The organism is Aquimarina algicola, from assembly GCF_006443095.1.
In the GTDB taxonomy this organism is placed as follows: domain Bacteria; phylum Bacteroidota; class Bacteroidia; order Flavobacteriales; family Flavobacteriaceae; genus Aquimarina; species Aquimarina algicola.
On record NZ_VFWZ01000009.1, the window covers coordinates 185084 to 207976 of the forward strand.

At 32.8% G+C, this 22893-nt stretch carries 20 protein-coding genes; 15 read left to right on the forward strand and 5 right to left on the reverse strand.

What is annotated here, in order from left to right; genetic code table 11:
- Positions 1-35 precede the first annotated feature (35 nt).
- Complete coding sequence (locus FHK87_RS22605; RefSeq protein WP_140597085.1) at positions 36-680, reverse strand: hypothetical protein; 645 nt, start codon at positions 678-680, stop codon at positions 36-38.
- A 116-nt stretch (positions 681-796) separates the two neighbouring features.
- Between FHK87_RS22605 and FHK87_RS22610 the strand changes: the two genes are divergently transcribed.
- From FHK87_RS22610 to FHK87_RS22680, 15 genes are all read left to right on the forward strand, one after another.
- A complete protein-coding gene (locus FHK87_RS22610) occupies positions 797-2125 on the forward strand; it encodes an aspartate kinase (protein ID WP_140597088.1) in 1329 nt (442 codons plus the stop codon).
- 152 nt (positions 2126-2277) lie between these two features.
- Complete coding sequence (locus tag FHK87_RS22615) at positions 2278-3816, forward strand: YifB family Mg chelatase-like AAA ATPase (protein ID WP_140597090.1); 1539 nt, start codon at positions 2278-2280, stop codon at positions 3814-3816.
- Between the two features lie 145 nt (positions 3817-3961).
- Entirely contained in the window at positions 3962-5176 is a 1215-nt protein-coding gene (locus FHK87_RS22620; RefSeq protein WP_140597093.1) for an Nramp family divalent metal transporter, read from the forward strand.
- Between the two features lie 36 nt (positions 5177-5212).
- Positions 5213-5926, forward strand: coding sequence for a 5-oxoprolinase subunit PxpA (gene pxpA / locus FHK87_RS22625; RefSeq protein ID WP_140597095.1), 714 nt, complete (start codon positions 5213-5215; stop codon positions 5924-5926).
- Between the two features lie 12 nt (positions 5927-5938).
- Entirely contained in the window at positions 5939-6664 is a 726-nt protein-coding gene (gene pxpB, locus FHK87_RS22630; RefSeq protein ID WP_140597097.1) for a 5-oxoprolinase subunit PxpB, read from the forward strand.
- Entirely contained in the window at positions 6661-7509 is an 849-nt protein-coding gene (locus FHK87_RS22635) for a 5-oxoprolinase subunit C family protein (protein WP_140597100.1), read from the forward strand. The genes pxpB and FHK87_RS22635 overlap by 4 nt, the downstream gene beginning before the upstream one ends.
- A 641-nt stretch (positions 7510-8150) precedes the next feature.
- Positions 8151-8297 (forward strand): hypothetical protein, encoded by a 147-nt coding sequence (locus FHK87_RS26435; protein WP_226294383.1) that lies wholly within the window; start codon positions 8151-8153, stop codon positions 8295-8297.
- A 669-nt stretch (positions 8298-8966) separates the two neighbouring features.
- Complete coding sequence (locus FHK87_RS22645; RefSeq protein WP_140597104.1) at positions 8967-9746, forward strand: sensor histidine kinase; 780 nt, start codon at positions 8967-8969, stop codon at positions 9744-9746.
- Between the two features lie 126 nt (positions 9747-9872).
- Positions 9873-10523 (forward strand): response regulator transcription factor, encoded by a 651-nt coding sequence (locus FHK87_RS22650; protein ID WP_140597106.1) that lies wholly within the window; start codon positions 9873-9875, stop codon positions 10521-10523.
- A gap of 435 nt (positions 10524-10958) precedes the next feature.
- The gene (gene ilvD, locus FHK87_RS22655; RefSeq protein ID WP_140597109.1) at positions 10959-12635 is read left to right on the forward strand and encodes a dihydroxy-acid dehydratase; all 1677 of its coding nucleotides are present in this window, start codon (positions 10959-10961) and stop codon (positions 12633-12635) included.
- Between the two features lie 117 nt (positions 12636-12752).
- Positions 12753-14486 (forward strand): biosynthetic-type acetolactate synthase large subunit, encoded by a 1734-nt coding sequence (ilvB, locus tag FHK87_RS22660; RefSeq protein WP_140597111.1) that lies wholly within the window; start codon positions 12753-12755, stop codon positions 14484-14486.
- Between the two features lie 2 nt (positions 14487-14488).
- Entirely contained in the window at positions 14489-15025 is a 537-nt protein-coding gene (gene ilvN, locus FHK87_RS22665) for an acetolactate synthase small subunit (protein WP_140597114.1), read from the forward strand.
- Between the two features lie 109 nt (positions 15026-15134).
- Positions 15135-16610 (forward strand): ketol-acid reductoisomerase, encoded by a 1476-nt coding sequence (gene ilvC / locus FHK87_RS22670; RefSeq protein ID WP_140597116.1) that lies wholly within the window; start codon positions 15135-15137, stop codon positions 16608-16610.
- Between the two features lie 134 nt (positions 16611-16744).
- Positions 16745-18010 (forward strand): threonine ammonia-lyase IlvA, encoded by a 1266-nt coding sequence (gene ilvA, locus FHK87_RS22675; RefSeq protein WP_140597119.1) that lies wholly within the window; start codon positions 16745-16747, stop codon positions 18008-18010.
- A 206-nt stretch (positions 18011-18216) separates the two neighbouring features.
- On the forward strand, positions 18217-18780 hold the full coding sequence (locus FHK87_RS22680) for a hypothetical protein (protein WP_140597121.1): 564 nt from the start codon (positions 18217-18219) through the stop codon (positions 18778-18780).
- Positions 18781-18918: 138 nt separating this feature from the next.
- On the opposite strand, the gene FHK87_RS22685 is transcribed toward FHK87_RS22680, so the two are convergent.
- The 4 genes from FHK87_RS22685 to FHK87_RS22700 are packed head-to-tail and all read right to left on the reverse strand — an operon-like array spanning position 18919 to position 22752.
- Entirely contained in the window at positions 18919-19587 is a 669-nt protein-coding gene (locus FHK87_RS22685) for a bifunctional 4-hydroxy-2-oxoglutarate aldolase/2-dehydro-3-deoxy-phosphogluconate aldolase (protein WP_140597124.1), read from the reverse strand.
- Positions 19588-19591: 4 nt separating this feature from the next.
- Entirely contained in the window at positions 19592-20596 is a 1005-nt protein-coding gene (locus tag FHK87_RS22690) for a sugar kinase (protein ID WP_140597126.1), read from the reverse strand.
- A gap of 36 nt (positions 20597-20632) precedes the next feature.
- Positions 20633-21394, reverse strand: coding sequence for an SDR family NAD(P)-dependent oxidoreductase (locus FHK87_RS22695; RefSeq protein ID WP_140597128.1), 762 nt, complete (start codon positions 21392-21394; stop codon positions 20633-20635).
- 56 nt (positions 21395-21450) lie between these two features.
- On the reverse strand, positions 21451-22752 hold the full coding sequence (locus FHK87_RS22700) for an MFS transporter (protein ID WP_140597130.1): 1302 nt from the start codon (positions 22750-22752) through the stop codon (positions 21451-21453).
- Positions 22753-22893 lie beyond the last annotated feature (141 nt).

The window sequence follows — 22893 nt, forward strand, 5'->3', positions numbered from 1 at the left end:
TAAAAAGCTCTGTAAAATTATTTTACAGAGCTTTTTTAATTTTCTTTGATCTCATTCATTAATAAAAAAGCTTTATTCACATACTCTTTTTCTAAAAACAGAGTAAAGTAATTAGAGGTAGAAATAATTTCAAAAACAGGTATCCCCTCATAAGCAAGTAACTTGAAGATATAAAAATAGAGTCCTATTGCCTTAGAATTATCTTCGGGTAAAGCAATAGAAATCGAAGATAAGTTATCTGCAACAGAAATACAGGTCTCATTTTTGAAATGCTTTTCTACAACATTTTTCAATGAAGATGTCACAAGAATATTGCTTTCTTGAAAATTACTTGAATAGGTAAAATATGCTTTTGTTTCATTTTTAACATTTTCTAAGAGATTACTCTGGCTAGTGAGTATCGTATTAGAGTTAAGAAACGTGTATTCGGTAATCCCAGATCTTACAACAATATCTCCTAGATTCCTTAGATTATCAATATGTTTGATTTTTCTAGGATGGTAACGCCTTAAGGCCATTACTATAGAACCAGGCTTTACCGGTTTTTTCATGATTTTTTCAACTTGAGGCAATAAATCAATAGCCAAAGAACTAAAGTTTATAATGTCTCTTGATAGTGCATCTTCCAAAAAAGGTTGATGTCTTAAAATATTATGTACACAATCTGTAATAGTCTTCATTGTTATATATTTAACATTTTGTGTAAAAATAGACTTTTTTGTCGTAAAATATTTATTTTATGTGAAGTATTAACTAATTATGTGCTTTCAAAATTAGAATTGATAAAAGAAGAAAGATGAAAATTTTAAAGTTTGGTGGTACTTCGGTAGGTTCGGTAGACAATTTGAGAAGAGTAAAAGATATTCTTATTACAGAAGAAGATGATAAGATCGTAGTGTGCTCTGCGATGTCTGGCGTGACAGATCAACTGGTAAGGTTGGTAGAAAGTGTAAAATTTAAAGATTCAGAAGCTATCGCTCGTCATTTACATCGTTTAGAAAGTAAACATAATGACGTCATTGATCAATTAATAGAAAGTAAAGATTTACAAAATACGCTCAAAAGTAATATTTCTATTATGATTACTGAAATGTTTGAGATTGCAAGTCAAGACTATTCAGCAGAAATAAATTCAAGAATTATTACATATGGAGAAACACTATTGACATATGTATTTTCAGAATATTTAAATTCAATAGGAGTGACCAATACACTTCTAGACGCAAAACAATTTATGTATGTTGATACTATAGAAAGTCCGAATATTGTAAATGTATCCAGAAAAATTGATGCCCTTATAAAAGAACGTCCTTCTTCATTATACATAACTCAAGGATTCGTTTGTAGAGATAGTGACGAGAATATTAGTCATTTAAAAAGAGGAGGTAGTGACTATACAGCAACTATTATAGGAGCTGCTGTAAATGCTGAAGAGGTTCAAATATGGACAGATATCGACGGACTACATAATAATGATCCTCGTTATGTAGAAGAAACATATCCAATTTCACATCTTACCTATAATGAAGCTGCCGAATTAGCATACTTTGGAGCTAAAATTCTTCATCCTCAAACAGTTTCTCCGGTTGTCAATAAGCAAATTCCTGTATTATTAAAAAATACGTTTGATCCGGAAGCACATGGTACTGTAATTTCTAACAAAACGTATAGAAAAGGTTTAAAAGCAATTTCTGCAAAAGATGGTATTACTGCTATAAAGATAAAGTCTAATAGGATGTTGATGGCACATGGGTATCTGAGAAGGATTTTTGAAGTTTTTGATAACTATCAAACCTCGATCGATATGATTACTACTTCAGAAATAGCAATATCACTTACAATAGATAATGCAAGTAATTTGGATAAGATCGTAAAAGAGTTAGAAACATATGCAGAAATCACTGTAGAACAAGATCATAGTATCATTTGCATTGTAGGTGAATCTGTCATAAATGATAAAAATTCGCATAAACTTTTTGAAATTTTAAATTTTATACCTGTTAGAATGGTCTCTTATGGGGGGAGTAATAATAATATATCAATTTTGGTAGATACAAAAGATAAGATTCCTACATTGAGACTTTTGAATGAAAAGCTTTTTTGCGTCGAAGAACATGCCATATAAATGTTTGTTATATTTATTAAAAAGCAGGACTGTAATTAGATAGTTCTGCTTTTTTTGTAATTTATTTTGTTAAAATAATTTTATACATACAAAATTACAGTCTCATTTTTTGAAACTCATATAGCCTATGTTTGCATATAAAAATTAAATTTATGCTAACAAAAGTATTTGGAAGTGCTGTTTTTGGGATAGAAGCGACAACTATAACAGTTGAGGTTAATATTGATAAGGGAATAGGGTATCATTTGGTCGGGCTACCTGATAATGCAATCAAAGAGAGTAGTTATAGAATAGCAGCAGCATTACAAAATAATGGTTATAAACTACCGGGCAAGAAGATAACAATCAATATGGCGCCTGCAGATCTAAGAAAAGAAGGTTCTGATTATGATCTTACATTAGCACTAGGAATTTTGGTTGCAAGTTCTCAGATTAAAGCTGAAGCTATATCAGAATACTTGATCATGGGAGAACTGTCTTTAGATGGTAGTTTGCAACCTATAAAAGGAGCGCTTCCGATCGCTATAAAAGCTAGAGAAGAAGGTTTTAAAGGGTTTATTCTTCCAAGACAAAATGCTAAAGAAGCAGCAATTGTAGATGATTTAGAAGTATATGGAGTCGATAATATAAAAGAAGTAATAGATTTTTTTGAAGAGAGAATAAATCTAGAAAGAACCATCGTAGATACACGCCAGGAATTTTATAAAGAATTAGAAAATCCAGAGTTTGATTTTGCAGATGTAAAAGGGCAGGAGAGTATTAAACGATGTATGGAAATTGCCGCCGCCGGAGGACATAATATAATTTTGGTTGGTCCTCCTGGTAGTGGAAAAACAATGCTCAGTAAACGATTACCTAGTATCTTACCACCTATGTCATTGCATGAAGCATTAGAAACTACAAAAATTCATAGTGTTGTTGGTCGGGTAAAAGATAATATAGGATTAATTGCCCAACGCCCCTTCAGAAATCCCCACCATACTATATCAGATGTTGCTCTAGTAGGTGGAGGCACGTATCCACAACCTGGTGAGATTTCTCTTTCTCATAATGGCGTATTGTTTTTGGATGAATTACCAGAGTTTAAAAGAAGTGTTTTGGAGGTGATGAGACAGCCTCTTGAAGATAGAGAAGTAACGATTTCTAGAGCAAAATTCACAGTAACATATCCATCTAGTTTTATGCTTGTTGCCAGTATGAATCCGAGTCCGAATGGATATTTCAATGATCCAGATGCACCTGTAACCTCGTCACCGGCAGAAATGCAAAGATATTTGAGTAAAATTTCCGGTCCATTATTGGATAGAATAGATATTCATATAGAGGTGACTCCTGTACCTTTTGATAAGCTTAACGAAGAAAGAAAAGGCGAATCAAGTTCGATGATTAGAAAGAGAGTTATTGAAGCTAGAAATATTCAAACACAAAGATTTAATGAATTGTCAGGAGTTCATTATAATGCTCAAATGGGAGTCAGGCAACTAAGAGAATTTTGTGTACTTGATGATGCTTCAAAAGAACTACTAAAAACAGCAATGGAACAATTAAATCTTTCAGCTAGAGCATACGATAGGATACTTAAAGTCTCTCGTACGATTGCAGATTTAGAAGCAAGTAAAAATATAGAAGGACATCATATTTCTGAAGCAATACAATATAGAAGTCTTGATCGAGAAGGGTGGTTAGGATAATATTTTATTTCTCATCTGTTTCTTTTAAATAAAATATAGTGCAGTAGGCTTGCATAAAGATTTTTATAAACTATTCTATCGTTCTTATTAACAATTGATAAACTATCCTTTATAAAATCTATATTTTTAGAACAAAGGATTTTTTATGAAAAATTGGTTTTCTAATATTGGTCCAGGGACTTTAGTTACAGCAGCCTTTATAGGTCCGGGAACTGTTACCATTTGTACATTGGCAGGAGCTCAACATGGGTACTCTTTACTTTGGGCATTAATACTATCAATTATCGCTTGTATAGTGCTTCAAGAAATGGCAGCGCGACTAGGAGTTGTTACTCAAAAAGGCCTTAGTGAAGTGCTAAAATCCCAATTTGATAACAAGTTGATAAGGTTTTTGTTCTTAAGCGTTATAATATCAGCTATAGTTATTGGTAATTCTGCTTATGAAGCAGGAAATATTAGCGGGGGAACACTTGGATTATCTGTAATATTAGGAGAATCTAATATAGTAATAGATGATTTCTCATTCAATTATTTAAGTCTTGTTATTGGAACTATAGCCTTTTTATTATTGTACTTTGGAAATTATAAAATTCTAGAACGCGGTCTGATTGTTTTGGTTTTATTAATGAGTCTCGCTTTTACAATCACAGCTATCATGACAAAGCCGGATGTAGAGTTGTTGATTCATGGGTTCATTCCAAATTTTGAATCAGATAATCTATTTATGGTTATAGGGCTTATAGGAACTACCGTTGTGCCGTATAATTTATTTCTTCATGCAGCAACCGTAAAAGAAAAATGGAATAACCCAAAACAGCTCCCTTATGTTAGAAAAGATACAATTATCTCTATTGTATTAGGAGGAATCATTTCAATTTCAATTATTATCTCAAGCACCGTAATAAGTAAAAATACGAGTATAGAAGGAGTGGTAGATTTGGCCAAAAGTTTAGAGCCTTTATTTGGTGCTTTTGCAAAATATATACTGTCTATAGGATTATTAGCGGCAGGTGTAACTTCTGCGATTACTGCTCCCTTGGCAGCAGCTTATGTTATAAAAGGTTGTATGGGATGGGATATTGGGTTAAAGGATAAAAAGTTTAGAATGGTCTGGATGATCGTACTTGTATTAGGGATAGTATTTTCCTCATTAAATATTAAACCAATTAGGATTATACAATTTGCACAAATTGCAAATGGACTTTTATTGCCAATTATAACATCCTTTTTATTATGGGTAATGAATAAAAAAGATGTGCTAGGAAAATACACAAATTCGATATGGCAAAACAGTATTGGTTTTATGATACTACTATTAGTTATTTTTTTAGGAATAAGAGGGATATATAATGCGATATAAAATTGTAAGAAATATAAAAATATTTTGTAAGAATTTATGGGATTGATTTTTAATGCAGATGTCGGAGAAGGATTAGGGAATGAGGCAGAAATTATGCCTTATATTTCATGGTGTAATATTGCTTGTGGTGTTCATGCTGGAAGTGATAAAGTAATTCAAGAAACGATACAATTTGCTAAAAAGCACAACGTAAAAATAGGAGCTCACCCTTCATACCCTGATCGAGATAACTTTGGAAGAATAAGTATGAAAATTTCAAAAAATGATTTGATAAAAACAATCGCTAATCAAATTGCTCTGGTGAAATATTATACAGAAAAAATAGGATGTAAATTACATCATATAAAGCCACATGGTGCATTATATAATGATGCCATTAAGGATAAGAATGTCGCAGATGCAATTTATGAATCTGTAAAAAGTATTGATAAAAGTTTAAAAATAGTAACGACAAAAGAATCAATGATTTCTAAGGTTTACAGAGATGTTTTTGATATTAAACATGAAGTTTTTGCTGATAGAAATTATAATGAAGATTTATCATTGGTTTCAAGGTCAGAAAAGAAGGCCGTTATTAAAGATAAAGAAGCAGTGCTTAAACATATGAGTGCAATTGTAAAAAGGGGGAAAGTGATTACAAAAAATGGTGCGGAAATGCCAATAACTTTTGATACTGTTTGTGTTCATGGCGACACACCTAATTCAGTTGAAATTTTGAAACATTTGTATGCTAACTTTTTTCAGAAATAGTAAAATGATTGAATGAAATACGAATTGCAATATAGACTGTATTCAGAAAGGGCTATTTTAATTGAATGGCCAGCTGAAATAGATGAGGGTATTCTTGAAGATGTACTGAATTTTAAAAATAAAATTCTCAAAAGCAAAGGTAAAGTAATTATTGAGGTAACATCTGCATATAATTCGTTATTAGTTTTTTATGCTAAAGCTATAGAAAATGTCTATGATGAGGTTTTAATGCTCAAGGAGCTATATTTTTCTGGATTAAAATGTAAAAGTAATAAAAAAAAAATATGGTATCTCCCAGTTTGCTATTCAGTTGAAATTGCTCAAGATCTTCGTGATTTTTCAGAACAAAAATCCTTAACTATAGATGCTGTTATAGATCTTCATACCAAGCCAATTTATAAAGTTTTTTTTATTGGTTTTTTACCTGGTTTTTTATATTTAGGAGGACTCGATAAAAAATTGTTTTTGGATCGAAAAAAAACACCTTCTGCTCACATTCAAAAAGGAGCTGTCGCTATCGGAGGTAGTCAAACGGGAATTTATCCAACGGATAGTCCTGGTGGATGGCATGCTATAGGAGCTTGCCCTTTAGATTTTTTTAATCCTAAAACACCAGAGTGTTGTTATATCTCTCCGGGTGATGCTATTAAATTTATATCGATTAAAGAAAATCAATATAACGATATTAAATCAAAAGTTGAAAATAAAATATTTCATCCGGAATTTAAAATTTTATGATTGGAAAAGTTAAAGTTTTAACCTCGGGGTTTTTGACAACAATTCAAGATGAAGGGCGCTTTGGTTTTTCAAAATATGGTGTTCCTAAAAGTGGTGCTATGGATCAGTTGTCATATCATTATGCGAATCTTTTATTGAATAATGATCCAAATGCTGCTTGTATCGAATGGGTGTTACAACCGCCTACACTTCAATTTTTTGAATCATGTACTATTGTCTTATCGGGTGCAATTATAGATGCTTTTTTGAATGATAAAAAAATAGAAATGTATCGTTGTGTCCATGTTCATAAAAATGATGTTCTAAAGTTTAATTTTTGTAAGAAAAGAATGTATGGTTATATAGGAATTAAAGGAGGTTTTCTTTCTAAAGAAATTCTTACGAGTAGGTCATATTATAAAACAGTGACAGATAAATTTTTAATAGTAAGAGGAGACGAAATCAATTATCCAAAAACTTCTCATGAGAATAATTCTTTAGCTCAGATTGTTCCCCCTTCTTTTAACGAAACATATCGACTTAAATGTTATAAAGGACCCGAATTTGGTAAATTAACTATTGAACAACAGAAACGCATCATTAATTCATCTTTCACGGTTTCCAATACTAGTAATAGAATGGCGATACAATTAGAAGAAAGAGTGTTGAACGATTTGGATTCGATATTAACCTCTGGAGTACTACCGGGAACAGTACAATTAACTCCTTCAGGGAAGCTTATTGTTTTAATGAGAGATTGTCAAACGACAGGAGGGTATCCCAGAGTTTTACAATTAACTGAAGATTCAATTAATAAAATCGCGCAGAAACGAATGGGAGAAAATGTGCTGTTTGATTTAATTTAAAATAAAGACATTTTGATACTGCAAAGATTTTAGATGGGGGTAATACCCTAAAATTTGCAGGGGGAAAACCCCCTGATGCTATATTTTTCTATTTTTTTTAACGTTTTTAATTATCTGATAATTAGTTTTTTACTGCTCTTTTTGTTATGCTTTTATGTCTGTTTAGGTAATGTCAGTTATTAATAAAGTCGTTTTTTAAATATATTAGCATCAAGTTAACTTAAAAATTAGTGTTATGGGAAAAAAACGACCCGAAAAATGTATTGACGTAGAACAAGCAAGAGAACTTCATGACGAATGGTGTTGTACTAGAACCCCACATATTGATAAATGTGTTGGATTTGAGGATACCAGAGAATTTTGGTGGAGTGTTGAAGATTTGCAAGAATATTTAAANAAAAAAACGACCCGAAAAATGTATTGACGTAGAACAAGCAAGAGAACTTCATGACGAATGGTGTTGTACTAGAACCCCACATATTGATAAATGTGTTGGATTTGAGGATACCAGAGAATTTTGGTGGAGTGTTGAAGATTTGCAAGAATATTTAAAATATGTAAAAAAACAGTCTAAAAAACAGGGTATCAAAGATCCAGGAATAAGGATATATTTAGGGGCTTATCCAAAAGGGAAATGTAAAATGAATAGAGGAAATGCTACTGTTTTTTTAGCTCCGACAGGATCTCCTTTAGGAGAAGTTGGAAAAGGTGGACTTAGTGCACCTAATAATTATGAAATTGCTGCTTTGAATGCTGCTAGTGGTGGTGAGCCAGCAGTTATATATTAGTAAAATGTTTTATATTTTACTAATAAATTTTTTAGAGCTTCTTTCGTCGATTTTAGGAAGAAACTACGTAGCAAAGTATCGGAATGATAATGGAATCCGATACTTTGTTTACTTTCTTTTTTTTACTTGTTTTGTTGAAGTTTTGGGCTGGTTACCTAGAGGTATTTATTATTTGGAATCTTTTTCTTTTTTGAAAGATACTTTTTTGAAAAGAAATTACTGGTTATATAATATATATTTTATAATAAGTTATACGATTTATGTTTTTTATTTTTATTCACAAGTAAAGTCTACTAAATTTAGAAAAATTCTTTATTTTATTTTAATATTTTATTCTATAAGTTGTGTTTTAAATATTTTGCTTTCAAAAGTATATTTTAATGCTTATGCATCCTATACTTTTATATTGGGAACTCTTTTTGTTTTTATAAGTGTCGCATTTTATTATTTTGAAATTTTGCAGAGTAATAGAATTTTAACTTTTCATAAATCAATTTCTTTTTATATATCGATAGGAACATTGGTCTTTCATTTGGCAGTAACTCCACTTTTAATTTACAGTAAATACTTCAATTCGACTAAAAGTCCCGATTTTGTTCAAATTCATCGAATAATTTTAACTTCTGCAAACATTTTTATGTATACTTGCTATAGCATTGGTTTTATAGTATGTTACCGAAAGAACAAATCTTACTCATAATATATTTTACCGTAATAATTTTATTTTTTATCATTTTTGGTATTATATTTTTTATTGCCTTTCAACGACGAAAAAATAAACTTATTTTAGATAAGCTCAAAGCTGAACAACGCTTTGAAGACGAGATTTTTAAATCTCGCATAGAAATACAAGAACAAGCGCTAAAAAATGTAAGTTGGGAGTTACATGACAACATTGGTCAATTATTGTCTACAGCCGTAATGCAAATCAACATTATGCAAACTACTATAGATGATAAAACATCAGAGTCGTTAAACGATGTTCGTAAATTGGTTGGAGATAGCCTTCAGGAAATACGAAGTTTATCAAAAACATTAAATAACGAAGTGATCCAGAATGTAGGTTTAGAGCAATCAATACGAGTAGAGCTAAAGCGCTTTGAAAAACTTAATTTTCTTACACCAAGTTTAACTGTAAAAGGAGAAGAGCAATATATAGATCCCAAAGAAGAAATCATTTTATATCGTATTATTCAAGAATTCTTTTCGAATACGATCAAACATGCAGAAGCTTCACATCTCGATGTAGAGTTATTATATACTCCCAAAAGATTAGATATTCATATACAAGATGATGGTGTAGGTTATGATATGAAAACAGTTCAGGCAAACTCAGGATTACTGAATATGAAAAGTCGTGCATCCTTAGTGAATGCTGATTTAGAGTATATTTCTTCTCCAGGCAAAGGTGTTTTGCTAAAATTATCTTATCCTATTCGTAAAAATTGAGATTAACGATTACACAATATCAAAATTTTAATGCTTAAAAAATTTTCCTGAGTCCAAAAATATTAAGACTTTAGCATAATATGAAAGCATTGATTTCATATCATTAACGGTATAGATAGAGATATTATGAAAAAAAAGACGATTGTAATTGTAGATGATCATCTCCTATTTGCCCAATCTTTAGAAAGTTTAATAACGAGACTTGATGATTATTCGGTGTTGGCAATCCTGAAAAATGGAAAAGAGCTTACACAATATTTTATCCATAAAAGAAAAAAGCCAGATGTTGTATTGTTAGATATTAAAATGCCTGTAATGGATGGGGTACAAACTATGCAATGGCTCAAAGAAAATCGTCCTGAACAAAAAGTTCTTGCACTAACAATGGAAGATGATGAGGAAACGATTATAAAAATGATTCGTGGTGGAGCAAGAGGATATTTGCTTAAAGATATACATCCAGAAAATTTTGAATTTGCATTAAAAATGGTAGTAGAACAAGGATTTTTTTATTCTGGAAAAATTTCTAATGCACTTAAAAATTCAGATGGTGCTATTTGGGGTAACGAATTGCATCAAAAACTAACAGAGAAAGAAAGAAAATTCCTTAAGTATGCTTGTTCAGAACTTACCTACAAGGATATTGCAGAAGAGATGAAAATTAGTCCAAAGACTATTGAAAATTATAGAGAAGCTGTTTTCAAAAAACTCGAAGTTAAAACAAGGGTAGGTTTAGTTTTGTATAGTATTAAACATAACCTTTTTAAGATTGAGTAATCAAAATTCAAAACTTTTTTCTATTTTTGATTTAACATTATATGAATAACAAAAGAATAAATACTATCGAAGTCATTATTATCAAAGTGATTCAATCACATTGGTAAAGGCTTCTGTTATATAAAAATATTTAAAATCCCTTTACCGCCGGTAAAGGGATTTTTTTATTTCAAAAGGATACAAAATAAAACACTTTAGAGTCACTATCAATAAAAAATTAACATATAGTGATTGTAAACAAATAGTTTTTAAGTTATTGAAAATCAATTGTTAATAGTGTTTTGTAGTTCTTTGGATGTTGTAAGAAAATTTATGAAAATGCAAAGATTTAGTGTTAAGCAGATAATTTTACGTAGTAAATTGTTTTTAACGGTAAAAAAGTATTGGATTTAAAGTTAAAAAAGTAAATAATCAATAAAAAACTCATAATTAAAGATGAGCATCAACAAATATAGCAAACAAGTAACCCAAGATGATACACAACCTGCAGCTCAGGCAATGTTACATGCAATTGGTTTGACAGAAGATGATTTTAAGAAACCTTTTGTAGGGATAGCAAGCACAGGTTACGAAGGGAATCCTTGTAATATGCACCTTAATGATCTTGCTAAATTAGTGAAACAAGGTACAGAAGAAGAAAATGTTGTAGGACTTATATTCAATACCATAGGTGTAAGTGATGGGATTTCTATGGGAACTCCAGGAATGAGGTTTTCATTACCATCTCGCGACGTAATTGCAGATTCTATGGAAACCGTTGTACAAGCCATGTCTTATGATGGAATGGTCACAGTAGTAGGGTGTGACAAAAATATGCCCGGTGCATTGATGGCGATGCTAAGACTTAATCGTCCTTCCATTTTGGTGTATGGTGGTACTATTGCTTCAGGATATCATTCAGGAAAAAAACTAGATGTTGTCTCTGCATTTGAAGCTTGGGGAGAAAAAGTAGCAGGAACAATTACACAAAAAGAATACCAAAATGTTATAGAAAAAGCATGTCCAGGTGCAGGAGCTTGTGGCGGGATGTATACGGCTAACACAATGGCTTCTGCAATAGAAGCTTTAGGAATGTCATTGCCCTATAATTCTTCAAACCCTGCAATAAGTAGAGATAAAGAAGAAGAGAGTATAGCAGCCGGGCAAGCAATGCGATTGTTGCTAGAAAAAGATATTAAACCAAAAGATATTGTAACCAAAAAGTCTATAGAAAACGCAATACGTTTGATCACGATTCTGGGAGGTTCTACAAATGCAGTATTACATTTTCTTGCAATAGCGAGAGCCGCCGATGTAGAGTTCACTCTGGCAGATTTTCAGAGAATTAGTGACGAGACTCCTTTTCTTGCAGATTTAAAACCAAGCGGAAAATACTTGATGGAAGATGTACATAATGTAGGAGGAATACCTGCTGTCCTTAAGTATTTATTGAGAAAAGGATTATTGCATGGAGATTGCTTAACGGTAACTGGGAAAACACTAGCAGAAAATTTATTAGAAGTTCCTGATCTTACAGAAGGACAAGATGTGATTAAACCATTAGAAAACCCTATAAAGCAGACCGGACATCTTAGAATTATGTTTGGAAATCTTGCCAAAGAAGGATGTGTCGCCAAAATCACTGGTAAAGAAGGGCTTCGTTTTCAAGGGAAAGCCAAAGTATTTGAAGGTGAATATGAAGCAAATGATGGTATAAAGAGTGGAAAAGTAACAAAAGGTGATGTTGTTGTAATACGATACGAAGGTCCAAAAGGAGGCCCCGGCATGCCAGAAATGTTGAAACCAACAGCTGCGATAATGGGGGCAGGCCTGGGAAAAGATGTTGCTTTAATCACAGATGGTAGATTTTCTGGCGGAACTCATGGTTTTGTAGTAGGTCATATTACACCAGAAGCACAAGAAGGAGGAGTGATTGCATTAATAGAAGATGGAGATATCATTACAATCGATGCAGAGTCTAATACTATTAAAGTAGATGTAAATACTGAAGAATTAGAAAAAAGAAAAGCGTTATGGGTGCAACCACCATTAAAATTCGATAGAGGGGTATTGTATAAATATGCACATACCGTCTCTTCGGCATCACAAGGATGTGTTACAGATGAATTCTAAAAACATATCGGTGTTTATGATGTAAATTTTAATAATTATTATTTCAGCAAAAGCTGGAAACTTAAAGAGTCTCATGTTTTGATATAAACAGAATAGACTCCAAAATACAACAAGCGTATGGAAACACAAACGCGAACTTTAAGAAAAGAAACAAAAATAACAACAGAGAGAATGACGGGTGCAGAAGCTGTAATAAGATGTCTATTAGCAGAAAATGTAGACCTGATTTATGGATACCCGGGAGGAGCCATAATGCCGGTTTATGATGAATTATATAAATATCAAGACCAGTTACATCATGTTCTGACAAGACATGAACAAGGTGCTACACACGCTGCACAAGGATATGCAAGAACAAGTGGAAAAGTAGGAGTAGCCATAGCAACATCAGGACCCGGAGCAACAAATTTTGTAACAGGAATTGCAGATGCTCAAATCGATTCTACTCCTTTGGTTTGTATTACAGGACAAGTAGGGTCTCATTTGTTAGGCTCAGATGCATTTCAAGAAACTGATATTATTGGAATTTCTACTCCTATAACCAAATGGAACCATCAAGTCACCAAAGCAGAAGATATCCCTTCGGTATTGGCTAAAGCATTCTACATTGCACGATCAGGTCGACCCGGTCCGGTTTTGGTTGATATTACAAAGGATGCACAGTTTGGAGAATTAGATTTTGAGTATAAAAAATGTAAAGGTGTACGCAGTTATAAACCAGTTCCTGAAACTGATCCAAAAAGCCTTAATGAAGCATCAAGATTAATTAATAATGCAAAAAAACCAATGATTGTTTTTGGGCAGGGAGTTATTCTTGGTAAAGCTGAAGAAGAATTAAAAAACTTTGTAGAAAAATCAGGAATTCCTGCAGCATGGACAATTTTAGGATTATCTGCGTTACCAACAGCACATCCATTAAATGTTGGTATGGTAGGGATGCATGGCAATTATGGACCAAATCGATTAACAAATCAGTGTGACTTACTGATTGCTATTGGAATGCGTTTTGATGATCGTGTTACCGGAAACTTAGAAACATATGCTAAGCAAGCAAATATTATACATTTTGAAATAGATCCGGCAGAAGTAAATAAAAATGTGAAGGCAGATGTAGCTGTTATGGGAGATGTTAAACACACGCTCTCTCAGGTTTTACCACTTATAGAAAAAGATTCATATGACTCATGGGTTCAAGAATTTAGAGATCATGATGCTATAGAGTTCGAAAAAGTAATTAAAACTGAATTGTTTCCCGAAAAAGAAGGACTTTCTATGGGAGAGGTGCTCAAAAGTATAAATAAAGAAACTCATGGGGATGCAATTATAGTGTCTGATGTTGGACAGCATCAAATGATAGCATGTAGATATGCCGAGTTTACAACATCAAAAAGTAATGTCACTTCGGGAGGATTAGGAACAATGGGATTTGCGCTTCCAGCTGCAATTGGAGCCAAAATGGGGGCCCCAAATAGAGAAGTTGTTGCAATAATCGGTGATGGAGGATACCAAATGACAATACAAGAACTTGGAACTATTTTCCAAACAAAAGTACCTGTTAAAATCGTGGTTTTGAACAATGATTTTTTAGGTATGGTAAGACAATGGCAACAATTATTTTTTGATAAAAGGTATGCTTCTACAGAAATGGTAAATCCAGATTTTATCAAAATAGCAGAAGGATATCATATCAAATCCAAAAGAGTAACAAAAAGAGAAGAATTACAAGATGCTGTAAATGAGATGATAAAAAGTACAGAGTCTTATTTTCTTGAAGTATGTGTTGAGAAAGAAAATAATGTGTTTCCTATGATTCCCACAGGCGCATCAGTATCTGATATAAGATTAGAGTAGTTATGGAAAAAGAAAATTTTACAATTTCGGTATATACCGAAAATAATATAGGATTATTAAATAGAATATCTGCAATTTTTTTAAAACGTCATATCAACCTTGATAGTATGACAGCTTCACAATCAGAGATCAAAGATGTATTTCGATTTACTATAGCTGTAAAGGTAACCGAAGAACAAGTCAAAAAAATCGTAGGGCAAATAGAGAAACAAATAGAAGTCATTAAGGCATTTTATCATAAAGAAGAACAAATTATTTATCAGGAAACAGCACTATTTAAAGTAGCATCAAAATTATTGTTTGAAGAACGACAAATTCAAAACGTTATCAAGAATAGTAATTCAAACATAGTAACGGTAACGCCCGAATTTTTTGTTTTAGAAAAAACAGGAAGAAGAAGAGAAGTCGATGCATTATATCGTAAACTCGAACCTTATGGATTAATGCAGTTTACAAGATCAGGCAGAATTGCGGTTACCAAAGAAAAGATGCACATATCTAAAATTTTAGAAAACTTTGCTCCAGAAGAGCTACTATAAATTTGTAATATCCAGATGTTTTGAGAACAATCTTGAAATATTAAAAACAACTATAAATCAAAATTAAATTCCTTTTTCAGAAGGAAATAACAACAAATTAAAGAAGGAAATGGCAAATTATTTTAATACGCTATCATTAAGAGACCAATTAACACAACTAGGAAAATGTAGGTTTATGGAGTCTCAAGAGTTTTTAAAAGGAGTAGAAGCACTTGAGGGGAAAAACATTGTAATCGTTGGTTGTGGTGCACAAGGACTCAATCAAGGGTTAAATATGAGAGACTCGGGTTTACATATTTCTTATGCACTGCGAGAAGCTGCTATAAAAGAACAAAGACAATCATTCAAAAATGCGTCAGATAACGGATTTAGTGTAGATACGTATGAAAAACTTATTCCAGATGCAGATGTAGTTATTAATTTGACTCCAGATAAACAACACACACAAGTGGTGAATACAGTAATGCCTCTTATGAAAAAAGGGGCAACATTATCGTATTCGCATGGATTTAATATTGTAGAAGAAGGGATGCAGGTTAGAGATGATCTTACTGTTATTATGGTAGCACCAAAATGCCCCGGATCAGAAGTGAGAGAAGAATATAAAAGAGGTTTTGGAGTACCAACTTTGATAGCTGTACATCCCGAAAATGATCCTCAGGGACACGGTTTAGAACAAGCAAAAGCATATGCAGTTGCCACTGGTGGTGATAGAGCAGGAGTACTAGAATCTTCTTTTGTAGCAGAGGTGAAATCAGACCTCATGGGAGAACAAACTATCTTATGTGGATTATTACAAACAGGTTCTATTTTGAGTTTTGATAAAATGATTGAAAAAGGAATTGATCCCGGTTACGCTTCAAAACTGATTCAATATGGTTGGGAAACGATAACTGAAGGTTTAAAATATGGAGGGATAACCAATATGATGGATCGATTATCAAATCCTTCTAAGATTAAGGCTTTTGAACTTGCTGAAGAGTTAAAAGACATTATGCAACCACTTTTTCAAAAGCATATGGACGATATTATTTCTGGTCATTTTTCAAAAACGATGATGGAAGATTGGGCTAATGATGATAAAAATTTACTTACATGGAGAAGTGAAACTGCCGAAACTGCTTTTGAGAAAACACCAGCCGGAGATATTGAAATTTCAGAACAAGAATTCTATGATCACGGAGTGCTAATGGTAGCGTTTGTAAGAGCTGGTGTAGAGTTAGCTTTTGAAGCAATGACAGATTCTGGAATCATAGAAGAGTCAGCATATTACGAATCACTACACGAAACACCTCTTATTGCGAATACAATTGCACGCAAAAAACTATATGAGATGAATCGTGTTATCTCTGATACTGCAGAATATGGTTGCTATTTATTTGATCATGCATGTAAACCTCTTTTAACTGATTTTATGAGCAAAATAGATATTGATGTTATTGGTAAGGCATATGATCAGGATAAAAGTAATGAAGTTGATAATGCAAGATTAATAGAAATAAACACGGCAATTAGAAATCATCCAATAGAAAAAATTGGAGCAAGACTTAGAACTTCTATGACAGCTATGAAACCTATTTTTTAATCTTTTAATACATTAAATAAGAATTAGTTTTTGTCTGGCCGGATCTGTTAGAGTTTTTGAGATGTGTATTGTGTAACCTTTGATGGATCTTGGCTGACAAGAATTTAAAATATAGTGATAGGCTTAATTTAACCATGAGCACCATAACCACAACATATTTTCCAGAGTTAGAAGACATTCAAAAAGCAGCTACTTCAATTAAAAAAGTAGCGATGGTCACTCCTTTGATGAATAGTATTAGATATTCAAATAGATATGATGCTAATATTTTATTAAAGAGAGAAGATATTCAAAGAGTACGGTCATATAAAATTAGAGGAGCTTTTAATAAAATTAGCTCACTTTCTAAAGAACAACTAAAACAAGGTGTTGTTTGTGCTAGCGCCGGTAATCATGCACAAGGTGTTGCTTTTGCTTGTAACCATCTAGGTATAAAAGGAACAATTTATATGCCCTCTGTCACTCCAAAACAAAAAGTAGAGCAAACACAAATGTTTGGTGGTGATTTTGTAAATATTGTTTTAGAGGGAGATACCTTTGATGATTCGTCTAAAGCAGCTATGCAGGTTTGCAAAACAGAAGGTAAAACTTTTGTACACCCTTTTGATGACCCAAAAACGATAGAAGGGCAAGGAACAATAGGATTAGAAATATTCAAACAAGTCGATGTACCTATTGATTATATATTTGTTGCAATAGGAGGAGGAGGACTTGCCTCTGGTTTATGTGGTGCAATGAAAGCATTATCACCAAAAACTAAAATCATTGGTATTGAACCACAAGGAGCGCCTTCAATGCTCACATCTATCCAAAATAATAAGAATACAGAAATATTTGATATCGATAAATTTATAGATGGCGCAGCAGTACAAAAAGTAGGAAACTTAAATTTTGAAATTTGTAAAGAATATTTATCAGATATGTTTACCGTTCCCGAAGGATTGGTGTGTCAAACTATTCTAGATTTATATAACCGAGATGCTATAGTGGTTGAACCTGCAGGTGCTTTAACTTTGGCTGCTCTTGAGTTTTATAAAGAAAAAATTAAAGGAAAAAATGTTGTTTGTATCGTAAGTGGTAGTAATAATGATATAACCCGTACTGCAGAAATAAAAGAAAGAGCTTTATTGTATGCTAACTTGAAACACTATTTTATTGTTCGTTTTCCACAAAGAGCAGGTGCATTAAAACAGTTTGTAGGAAAAGTTTTAGGCCCCAATGATGATATTACTCACTTTGAATATTCAAAAAAATCAAGTAGAGAAAATGCTCCCGCAGTGGTTGGCATTGAATTAAAGGATGAAAAAGATTTGGAACCACTTATCAAAAGAATGAAAGCGCTTAATTTTTTTGGAGACTACCTTAATGACAAACCTGATCTCTTTCAGTTTTTGATATAATTACAAAAAAAGCGTTGCTTCTTGCTCGCAAATCACCAATTAAAGTAATAATACATCTTATTTGTTTTAATCTAATAGACAACATTTTAGTTCGGTTAATTCTAGATAACTAAGGTAGTATTGTTAATTTTTTTATGATAAAAATTAGGTTATTTGTTTTTTGTCGATATATTTATGCTTTTAAACGATAAAAAACTTAATCTATTATGAAAAAATTATTACTTTTTGTTGCAGTAGCTTTGTTAGGCATTACAGCTTCGAATGCACAGGTTAAATTTGGTTTTGGTCTTGGATATGCAGTTCCTACAGGAGATGTTGCTGACTTTACAGACGGTGGTATTTCAGGTCACTTAGAGTTGGGATATGGTATTACAGACCAAATTGATGTATCTTTCTTATACACTGGCGACTTTTTAGTTGGAGCGGATTTAACTTCTGGAAATAATTTTGTAGATACAAATGCATCTATTGGAAATGTAACTATCGGTAGTTATATGTTGAATGGGCGTTACTATTTCACAGAATCTGGTTTTAGGCCTTATGGTAGTCTTGGTTTAGGTATTGCAAGTATTGGCTCTATCGAAATCGATGGAACAAATGCTGAATTATTTGCAAGTACGTCTAACTTCGCAATTCGCCCTGCATTAGGTTTCAAATATGGGGTATTAAATGTAAATGCTGCATATTTGAGTGCTGGTAAAACAGGAGAAACTTCTGTAAGTGACTTTTCATTTAATTTAGGACTATTATTTACTTTTGGAGGTAACTAATAATTAAAACATATCTTAAAGAATAACCCCTTACTATAAATTTAGAAAGGGGTTTTTTGATTATTGTGAAATTAACAAGACTAAAAATTTTAAATCTAGGGAATCACATAACAAACGTCACAATAGATCAATTCATTTTTATTTTAAAGAGGCTATGATTTTAATAGACTTTTTTGTCATTGATGTTATGCTTTTATAATCATACGCACCAATATCATTTTTGATGATTAACTTAGAGCCCATACCAACACAATGTGCTCCGGCTGAAAACCAGCTATTTAAATTCTCTTTCTCAGGCGTTACTCCACCACTTGGCATGATACTAGACCAAGGACAAGGTGCTTTTATACTTTTTATAAAATCAGGGCCGCCGACCTGACTTGCAGGAAATATTTTTACAACTTCTGCTCCTAATTCTTCTGCATAATTGATTTCACTTAATGTAGCGCATCCAGGCAACCAACTTATTTTTCTTCGGTTACATACTTTTGCTATATCAGGATTTAAGATTGGCGATACTATAAAATTGGTTCCCTTTTGTATAAAAATAGAAGCTGTTCCTGCATCTACAATAGAGCCAACTCCTAAAATCATTTCAGGTAAGTTGTCAGTGACCCATTTTGATAATTCTGCAAATAAATCATCTGCATAGTCTCCTCGATTTGTAAACTCGAAGACTCTTGCACCACCATCATAGCATGCTTGAATTACTTTTTTAACTATTGTAATATCTTCATGATAAAATAAAGGAACTATTCCTGTATTCTTCATTGTTTCTGTAACCTGTATTCTGGTATATTGTGCCATTTACTTATCTTAAAATTCTTCCTGATAGATTACCTTGAATGATACTAATGATTTCTTTTTCTGTTACAAGATTAGCATCACCTTCTATAGTATGTTTCAATGCACAAGCAGCATTTGCAAATTCTAATGCTTTTGCATCATCATAATGTAGAAGTCCATGAATTAGACCGGCAGCATAAGCATCACCAGTACCAATTCTATCTACTACATGAGTGATTTCTAATTCTTTTGTCTCAGTAAATTCTGTACCATTCCACATTCTAGCTTTAATTTTATGCCAATTTGCGTTTAATGAAGTTCTGGTTTTGTCAAATACTTTAGTTAGATTAGTATGTTCTTTGATTATATGTTTGGCTCCTTTTATAAAATCATCATTTTGATTGGTATAAGAAGTTCCTAACAATTCATTGATTTCATTTGGCCCTCCAATAAATATATTAGATAATGCTACCAATTCATTAAGTGTATCTATCGCATTTTTTCCATAATTCCATAAATCACTTCTATAAGCTGGATCTGCAGAAATGGTAATACCTTTTTTTGAAGCAATTTGTAAACCCTCTTTTAATGCTGAATATGTATTGTTTGATAGGGCAGGGGTGATACCGGTCCAATGAAACCAATTACAATCTTTAAAAGCAACATCCCAATCGATTTGAGATACATCTATATTGCAAAATGCAGAATTGATTCTATTATATGAAATGATACTAGATCTCATAACAGCACCAGCCTCTAAGAAATATATTCCTAGAGGATGATGAGAATCCATTATTAAACTAGTATCCACTCCATATTGTTGTAAGTAGTTTTTTACTGCTTTTCCAACAAAATCTTCAGAAACAGTAGTAATATGTTGTGTTTTATTTCCTAATTGAGAAAGTGAAATAGCAACATTAGCTTCGGTACCTCCAAAGTAGTATTCTAATTGGTTAGACTGATTTAATTTTTTGTTGCCAATAGGAGCAATACGCATTAAAATTTCTCCAAAGGTTACTACTTTGTTCATGTCAGGAAATTCTGTTATTTTGATATTGATATGATTTTAAATTCCTAAAGCTTGTCCTCCACCGATTTGAATAGTTTCGGCTGTCAAAAATGCAGCATCTGTACTTGCAAGAAAAGAAACAACAGAAGCTACATCTTCTGGTTGCCCCAATCTTCCTAATAAGATATTATTTTTCCAGGAAGCAAAAACTTCAGGTTTTGTAGATTTAATTTGTTCATGAAAAGGAGTGTCAATAGTTCCTGGAGATACGGCATTTACTCTGATTCCATATTCGGCTAAATCTTTTGCTAATGCTCTTGTTATGGCATGAACTGCTGCTTTTGAAGTTCCATAAATTCCGGCTCCCGGTCCTCCGGCGGTCCATCCTGCGTTAGAAGTATAGTTTATGATAGAAGCATTTTCTCCTTTTTTGAGAAATGGAATGGCTGCTCTTGAGGCAAAGAATGTCGAATCCAGATTTAATGCCATCACAGATCGATAAAATTCTGTTGTCATTTCTTCAAATCTTGATCTTCCGCCTAATCCTCCGGCATTATTTACCAATACGTCGATTTTACCAAATTTCTCTCCAATGGCATTTATGTTTGAAGTTACTGCTTCTTCATTGGTCACATCAAACCCATAGTACTCAGCGGTTATTCCTGCTTCAGTAAGTTCTTTTACTTTTTGTGCGCCTTTATCATCTTCTATACCGTTCAAAATTACAGTATATCCATCTTTTCCTAGTCTTTTTGCAACTCCGAAACCAATACCACTGGTAGCTCCGGTAACAACGGCAATTTTTGCTTTTGAATTCATCTTTTTTATGGTATTAATTTTAAATTATTTTATTAATTAAATTTTTCTATTGATTATTAATTTTTTGATGTTAAGGGCTCAATTTTAGAACATAAAACCCATACACTTGCCAGTGCGATTAATGCCAATGCAGCACCAATAATAAAAGCCGGAGTATAGTTTCCTCCCATAGTTAACCATGGAACCAAATATGTTAGCCCGGCTGCTGTAAGCTTTGCTGCCATTCCTGAAAAACCAGCAAGAGTTCCTACTGTTTTACCACTGAAAAAATCGCTGGGTAATGTTTGTACGTTACCAATTGCAGTTTGAAAACCAAAAAGAATTACTGCCATGATTAATACTGCTGTAACAGGTGCACCAGGATTGGCCATAGCTAATAATGAAGGTAACATAATCAAGCATCCGATCGTAATAACCATTTTGCGAGTTTTGTTTACACTCCAACCGGCTTTTAATCGATTTTGTGCGAGTAATCCCCCAAACCAAGCGCCAAGCATTGCACCCACATAAGGAACCCAACCGTAGATGCCAATACCTTTTACATCCATATTGTATACTTCTGATAAATAAATAGGAATCCAAAACACAAATAACCACCAAATAGGATCTATTGCAGCAGATGAAATGATAACACCCCAGCTTTGTTTATGAGAAAGTAACTCTTGAGTATTTGGTTCATATACTTCGTTAGTGTCGTCACCTGTATTAGGATTTTGGTTCTTCTGTCCGGTTAAAATATATTCGCGTTCTTCTTTTGTTATCCAAGGGTGTTTTTTTGGTGGGGATTTCACCAAAAATAACCAAGGAATCAGCCAAAGTAATCCTACAATACCGATCAATATAAAAATAGCTTGCCAACTATAGTATACAGTAAGGAATGCAATTAGCGGTATAGAAATAATACCTCCTATAGCTGCACCTGAGTTGAATAATCCTTGAGCAAAGGCACGTTCTTTGGTGGGAAACCACTCTGCATTTCCTTTTGCGGCTCCTGGCCAGTTCCCGGCTTCAGATATTCCTAAAATTGACCGAAAGAATGCAAAACTTCCAAAAGAAGTAGCTAATGCATGCAAAGCAGTCGAAATAGACCATACACCTATTGATAATACAAACCCAAGTCGTGTACCAACCCAGTCAAATATTTTACCAAAAATGGCTTGTCCAAAGGCGTATGAAAAGACGAAAATTATAGAAATCCAAGAATAGATCTCTTTTCGTTCATCATTAGACTTATCCGGATATAGTTCTTCTGAGATTTCTGGCCATAGAACATTGAGCGATTGCCTATCAATATAATTGATTACAGTTGCTAAGGCTATTAGTCCTATTACCCACCATCTTAATCCTTTAACTTTCATATTTTTAGTTTAGTTAAAGAGATTTTTGAGAAAAGTTTTACTTTTCTTTTACTAAAGCCATTAAACTTCTAGATTAAATATGGGGTATCCATATAAATGTTGTAGTGTATGGTTTAAGTATAAATCCCTCCTTAAATATTT